General features: G+C 32.8%; 8 protein-coding genes and 1 other annotated feature. All 8 genes read right to left on the bottom strand.

Annotation, left to right across the window (positions count from 1 at the left end):
• Positions 1-100 precede the first annotated feature (100 nt).
• Positions 101-640, bottom strand: coding sequence for a rod shape-determining protein MreD (mreD, locus tag EAI80_RS11325; RefSeq protein ID WP_129982122.1), 540 nt, complete (start codon positions 638-640; stop codon positions 101-103).
• Position 641: 1 nt separating this feature from the next.
• Positions 642-1,493, bottom strand: coding sequence for a rod shape-determining protein MreC (mreC, locus tag EAI80_RS11320; RefSeq protein WP_238634588.1), 852 nt, complete (start codon positions 1,491-1,493; stop codon positions 642-644).
• Between the two features lie 63 nt (positions 1,494-1,556).
• Positions 1,557-2,234, bottom strand: a complete 678-nt coding sequence (radC, locus tag EAI80_RS11315) for a DNA repair protein RadC (protein ID WP_129982120.1) — start codon at positions 2,232-2,234, stop codon at positions 1,557-1,559.
• Between the two features lie 23 nt (positions 2,235-2,257).
• Positions 2,258-2,662 (bottom strand): hypothetical protein, encoded by a 405-nt coding sequence (locus EAI80_RS11310; protein WP_129982119.1) that lies wholly within the window; start codon positions 2,660-2,662, stop codon positions 2,258-2,260.
• Between the two features lie 49 nt (positions 2,663-2,711).
• The gene (locus tag EAI80_RS13510; RefSeq protein WP_022424318.1) at positions 2,712-2,873 is read right to left on the bottom strand and encodes a hypothetical protein; all 162 of its coding nucleotides are present in this window, start codon (positions 2,871-2,873) and stop codon (positions 2,712-2,714) included.
• 40 nt (positions 2,874-2,913) lie between these two features.
• The gene (locus tag EAI80_RS13505) at positions 2,914-3,066 is read right to left on the bottom strand and encodes a hypothetical protein (protein WP_187012533.1); all 153 of its coding nucleotides are present in this window, start codon (positions 3,064-3,066) and stop codon (positions 2,914-2,916) included.
• A gap of 88 nt (positions 3,067-3,154) precedes the next feature.
• Positions 3,155-5,779, bottom strand: coding sequence for a valine--tRNA ligase (locus EAI80_RS11305; protein ID WP_129982118.1), 2,625 nt, complete (start codon positions 5,777-5,779; stop codon positions 3,155-3,157).
• Positions 5,757-6,392: a hypothetical protein gene (locus tag EAI80_RS11300; RefSeq protein ID WP_129982117.1), complete on the bottom strand. Its 636-nt coding sequence runs from the start codon at positions 6,390-6,392 to the stop codon at positions 5,757-5,759. Before EAI80_RS11300 ends, EAI80_RS11305 begins: the two co-directional genes overlap by 23 nt.
• 30 nt (positions 6,393-6,422) lie before the next feature.
• Positions 6,423-6,624: a binding site (T-box leader), on the bottom strand.
• Positions 6,625-6,756: the final 132 nt, after the last annotated feature.

Here is a 6,756-nt window from a genome sequence, read left to right as displayed (position 1 = left end):
ATAAGGGGTGAGATTCACCCCTTACTGCGTGATAATTAAAATTTAGGAAACCCCTAGTTATTTTAAATTACCAAAAAAGAGAAGAAAATCTCTCCTTCTCTTAAATATCTTTCATATCAAAATCATTTGGTTCAATATAAATATCAAATTGTTTATAGACTAGATATACGATTGGCGCAAATGCTACATTCATCACTAATGTTGGAAGATATCTCATTGTAATAAATTGAATAACTCCAATATAAGTAAAACGTGAAATAAGCATCAGCCAGTAAACAACGAATTCCTTAAACGTAACAATGAGAATCGCATAAACAATGAATTCTAAGCAAGTCATGTTATCGTTTCTATAAATGTATGTTCTCACAAATGTAATAGCACAATAGATCAGAATATAGACCATTAAGGAATTAGAATAACAAACAGTATAATATAGACCACATGCTGCACTAAAGAAAAATCTTTCGGATTTGTCATGAACTGTGATAGTTAATAAAGAAAACATAAGTAATCCAATACATGGAACAAATGTAAGACCTGAACGATTGATATTAGTAGGAATAAAGAAATTGATGACACTATCAATCAAAAAACAGACAAACATAATCAGGAAATTCTTCAAAATCTGATTATTCTTCATATTAGTTTACCCTCTGTACAACTGCTACATAGTTCAATGAATCAAAATTAACTGAAGGTTTAACAGTAACATATTTACCTGATGCATCCGTACCTTCATTAAATCCTACAACCTTACCTACTAGTATTCCTTTAGGAGACTTTCCTTTTCCTCCTAAACCACTTGTAGTTACATTTAAACCTTTTTGAATCTTGTCCACTGTAGATAAGAGAGAAACCTTATAAGTGCCCGCCTTTACATTGTAGCTGTTGACCAAACCGTAATATGTATTTTCTCCATCTACAATCATAACAGGAAGCTGAACACTATTATTTTCTGAACAAAGTAATGTCACAGTAGAAGAAATAGTACCTACTTTAGTAACAGTCCCAATCATTCCTTTAGAAGTAATAACAGACATACCTTTTTGAATCTGAGAATTACTTCCCATATTAATCTTCACCTGATTACTCCAAGATTCAGCATCTCTTTCAATAATAGTTGTATATTTAACTTTATAGTCAGTAGGTAAAGATTCAATGTTTGTAATTTTCTTCATTTCCGACAATTCATTTGATAATACTTCATTCATTGCAAGCTCACTCGCATAGTTATCAAGTGAACGCTTCAATTTCTTATTCTCACGATAAACAAGCTTAAGATCATGATATTCAGTAAATACATTTTTTACGTAATTCACTGGTGCCTTGATAACATAATATTCAGCATTTGCGATTGTATCCTGAAATACGCTTGAAAATGGCAGTTCAGTAATACCTGATACAAGAGCATAGACAGATGTCACAATCAATACAACAGTGATTACGATCATTCTTCTTGTATGCTTGTTTTTCTTCTTTTTATACAATGACATCACCTCGGTGAATACATTATAATATCTCTTTTTGAAAAATGCAATCATAAGGAAAAACAGTTATCAGATTGAAGAATAGACCCTCTCTGCTTTAAAACTATAATATTGATTTCTTCCAATAATGATATGGTCCACTATATCTACATTCATCATTTTTCCAAGTTCTATAAGCTTTTGTGTCATATTAATATCTTCACTAGAAGGATGTGCATCACCTGAAGGGTGATTATGTACACAAATGATACTAACCCCATTAAAAGCAAGTGCTTCTCTAAATATTTCTCTTGCAGAAACAATAGACATATTGACACTTCCCACAAATAATGTCTTTTCCGCAATCAAACGATTATGATTATCTAAAATCATAATCAAGAAATGTTCCTGCGATAAATGGGACATCTTGTTTTCTAAATGATAGAAAACTTTAGCTGGGTTATCATATATCTCATTCATATCTGTATGCATATTAATTCTTTTAGAAAATTCTAAAGCAGCCATAATCCCGATCGCTTTGGCTTTATTGATTCCCTTAAAAGATAATAGCTTTGCAAAAGTAATAGAATGAAATCCACTCATTCCCTGTATTTCTCTTAATATTGTAGAAGATAAATCTAAAACTGACTGCTCCTTATTACCAGTTCTTAATAATAATGCAAGTAGTTCTTCATCCGTCAATGATTCTATACCATTTAAGAGTGCTTTTTCTCTTGGTTGAGAAGATTGTTCAAGTCCCTTGATCATAAATACCACCTCATATTTGCCTTTTAAGCATATGTATTTAACACCTTGAATTCAATTCCATGCATTTTACATCTTACTTTCATTCTTATTACAAACTCATAATATTTTTGTAAAAACTTTTGATTATTCTCAACAATCACGACACAACTCGGATTACTTTTTATCACTACACTAATGCATTTATTCATATAATCATTATAAACATTATCCAATTTATTCTCTATTTTCTTTATCTTCTCTAAAACTGCTTTACTATTATTTGAATTTTGTTCTTTTCTTGATAATCGTCTCTTTTGTCTCAGTAATTGTTTCTCTAATTTCTCAATGTTTTCTAATACATCCACTCTTTGTATGCTTAATCCATTTATCGTAAATATACATTCAACTATATCTATCTCAATTCTTACTTCTCTATCAACTGTTTCCATTTTCCTTCACTTCCTTATAAATAAGGGTGCGAATCGCACCCTTCTCTTCTTATTTTCCCCATTCTAATGTGATAAGACGACCTAATCTGAGACGACCCTTAGCAGATCTAAGTAGTTTTAATCCAGCAACTCCTAGTAATGCATAAATAATATATGTCAATGCACTACCACCACAGATTTGTTCCTGGCTACTAACGGATAATTCGTACATATTTACTCCTTTCTAAAATTTTGTAAATGAGACAAATGAACTATTTCATCCTTATTACTCTTCCACCTCTTAGATGACTCAAAGATGCTCTCAACAATTTCATGCCAGCAATACCTAGAAGTGCATATATAATACGATACATAACACTTCCACCATTAATCTGCTGTTGTCTTTTCGTAGATAGCTCGTACATCTTTACTCCTTTCTGCCCCCTCTACTATATCTATACGACTAAAGAAATGAAATTACTTAAAAAAAATCCCCAAAATGGGGATTTTTGATTAGTTCATCTTAGCAAGTTTTTCTTTTGCTGCAGCATATTTAGAACGATAATCTTCTAATTTAGCTTTTTCTGCTTCTACTTTAGCAGCTGGCGCTTTAGATGTGAAATTAGGGTTAGATAACATACCTTCACCACGCTTGATTTCACCTTCAAGCTTCTTGATTTCTTTTTCAACCTTTACCTTTTCAGCTTCCATATCAATATACTGACCTAAATCAATATTAAGTGTATTACCACCCTTGATAACTTCAGTCGCATTATTCTTACTTGTTGGAACATTATATCCTACACAAGTTGCGTTAACTAGTTTGCTGACATAAGGGGCAATTTCCTTTAATAATGTTTCAAGATCATCCTGTTTAGTAGTGATTGTATAATCAACCTCAATACTATTCTTGATAACATAAGTATGTCTGATTTCTCTTACACCCTTGATAATATCAATTAAATAAGTAAACTGATCATTGATTGTGTCATTATCATATTCTGGATTTACTTCTGGCCATTTAGAAATAACGATAGATTCTTCATTATGTGGAATAGCCTGATAGATTTCTTCAGTAACGAATGGCATGATTGGATGTAATAATCTAACAATAGTATTTAATACATAAACAAGTGTGTTTAATGCAGATTTCTTAGCAACTTCATCATCACCTGTTAAATGAAGTTTAGATAATTCGATATACCAAGAACAGAAATCATCCCAGATGAAACGATATAATTCAGTTCCTACATTGATAAATTCAAACTTATCCATATTTTCATCAACACTTCTGATTACTTCATTTAATCTATTCAAGATCCACTTATCAGCTAAGTTAAGTGTTGCATAATCTAATTCTTCTAATTTTTGATCTTCATCAATGTTCATTAATACATAACGTGCACTGTTCCAGATCTTGTTAATGAAGTTCCAAGTAGATTTTAATTTAGCTGGTACATAACGCATATCAGCTCCTGGTGAAGAGTTATTTAATAAGAACCATCTTAATGAGTCAGCTCCATATTCATCAATAACATCCATTGGGTCAACACCATTACCTAATGATTTCGACATCTTACGACCCTGTTCATCTCTGATTAAACCATGAATTAAAACATTCTTGAATGGTCTTCTACCAGTAAATTCGATTGACTGGAACATCATACGGCTTACCCAGAAGAAGATAATATCATAACCAGTAACTAATGTATCAGTTGGAAAATATCTCTTAAACATTGGATCTTCTGTATTAGGCCAGCCCATAGTTGAGAATGGCCATAAAGCACTTGAGAACCATGTATCAAGAACATCTTCATCCTGAGTCCAGTTTTCTACGTCTTTAGGTGCTTCTCTACCTACATATAATTCACCTGTTTCATTGTTGTACCATGCAGGAATACGATGTCCCCACCATACCTGACGTGAAATACACCAGTCTTCAATGCTGTTCATCCAGTTAGAGAATGTCTTTTCAAATCTTTCTGGAACGAAATCTACTCTATCATCAGTTTCCTGATTCTTTAATGCATTTTCAGCTAATGGCTTCATCTTTACAAACCACTGCTTAGATAAATAAGGTTCTACAATTGCATGAGAACGTTCTGAGTGACCTACTGAATGGACAATAGTTTCAATATGATCTACAACACCTGCTTCTTCAAAATCCTTTAATAAAGCTTCACGGCATTCAAAACGATCCATTCCTTTATATTTACCAGCCAAATCATTCATAGTACCATCTTCATTCATACACTTAGGCATTGGTAGATTGTACTTCTTTGCTAGCTGGAAGTCATTTGGGTCATGTGCTGGTGTACATTTCATAACAGCAGTACCAAAATCAAGATCAATATAGCTATCAGCCATAATTGGTAATTCATCACCGTTGGCAGGGTTGATTGCCTTCATACCAACATATTTCTTATATCTTTCATCATCAGGATGTACGAAAATTGCCTGGTCAGCAAACATTGTTTCTGGACGTGTAGTGGCAATGACTAAAATATCATCAGAACCAACAATATGATAATTGAAGTAGTACATATGACCTTCAATATCTTCATGATATACTTCTATATTTGATAATGCAGTTCTTTGTACTGGATCCCAGTTAATGATCTTTTCACCCTGGTAGATTAATCCCTTTTCATATAATCTAACAAAGACTTCCCTAACAGCATCTGATAAACCTTCATCAAAAGTAAATCTTTCCTTTGAATAATCAAGTGATAAACCTAATTTAGCCCACTGTGCACGAATGATATCTGCATATTCTTCTTTCCATTCCCAGATTTTATCAACAAGCTTTTCTCTGCCTAAATCATAACGAGAAATACCCTGCTCTCTAAGTCTAGCTTCTACCTTAGCCTGAGTTGCAAGTCCAGCATGGTCCATACCTGGTAACCATAATGCATCATAACCCTGCATTCTCTTATAACGGATAATCATATCCTGCATAGTAGTATCCCATGCATGTCCTAAATGTAATTTACCAGTTACATTTGGTGGTGGAATAACAATACTATAAGGCTTCTTTGTTAAATCACCTGCTTTAAAGTATTCCTTATCTAACCACTGCTGATATTTACCTTTTTCTACAGCTAAATGGTCATATTTAGTCGGCAACTCTTTCTTCATTTGTTTCGTCCCCCTCAATAAACGATTCTTTATGTTCTCTAATATACTTAGTTAACTTTGGCATAAAATCAGTACCTGCAATCATAGTAATATATTCATGTGTGAAGTCTGAGAAATTATAAGAAGAATAATCACCCATATCTTCATCTTCTTCACCATTTTCCATGATTTCATTCAATCTTCTTGCACTCTTTACTAATTCTGCAATCTGCGGTTCACGCACATTATTGAAATAAGTTTCTAATTCATCCGCATATACTGAATAAGCAGGTGTTTCAAAGAAAGATCTAATTGTTTTAGTAGTACTCACACATTCATTTAACTGACTGATACCATAGACAGTTCTTTCTTCCATATTTAATTTATCTAGGAAGTTTTCATCTTCATCTTCTAAATCACCAATAAGTGCAACAATTAAATTGACTAAATCCTTATCACTGCATGCATCAAATTTTTCTGATGTAAAATGCTTGTTTTCATCTTTGAAATCCGCAAATCGTAACGTTTCTTCCATCTGTTTGTCTTTGATTGCTTTTGTTTTCTTATAATAGAAATAACATAATGTGATTATAAATAGAGTAAAAGCAACCAATATCGGTGTTCTGTATTCCATAATTCCTCCTTAAATAAAAAAGAGCATGTGCATAAGGACGACTGCATCGTGGTACCACCTTATTTCACATACTCTGTATGTCTCTTTACTTTAACGCAGTATTACGTATCTGACTACTTCATTCACCAAATATGCTCCAAGGCTACCTTCCAGTCTTCACTCTCCTCTTTCACACCAGCCAAGAGGTCTCTTTAAGAAGAATAACTGTACTCCTCCTCTTCAACGCTTGTTATTATTCTACCAAAGGCTTTACTATAAGTCAATGAACTTATTTACCTAGATATTCTAAATCTGATTCCAATGTGATAATGTCTCAATGTATCCAAGTTGATAATGTCCCAATTGGGACATTATCAACTTGCCG

This window comes from Catenibacterium sp. co_0103 (genome assembly GCF_004168205.1).
GTDB lineage: Bacteria > Bacillota_I > Bacilli_A > Erysipelotrichales > Coprobacillaceae > Catenibacterium > Catenibacterium mitsuoka_A.
The sequence above is the reverse complement of the archived record's forward strand: the minus strand, read 5'-3'. Positions and strand labels throughout refer to the sequence as shown.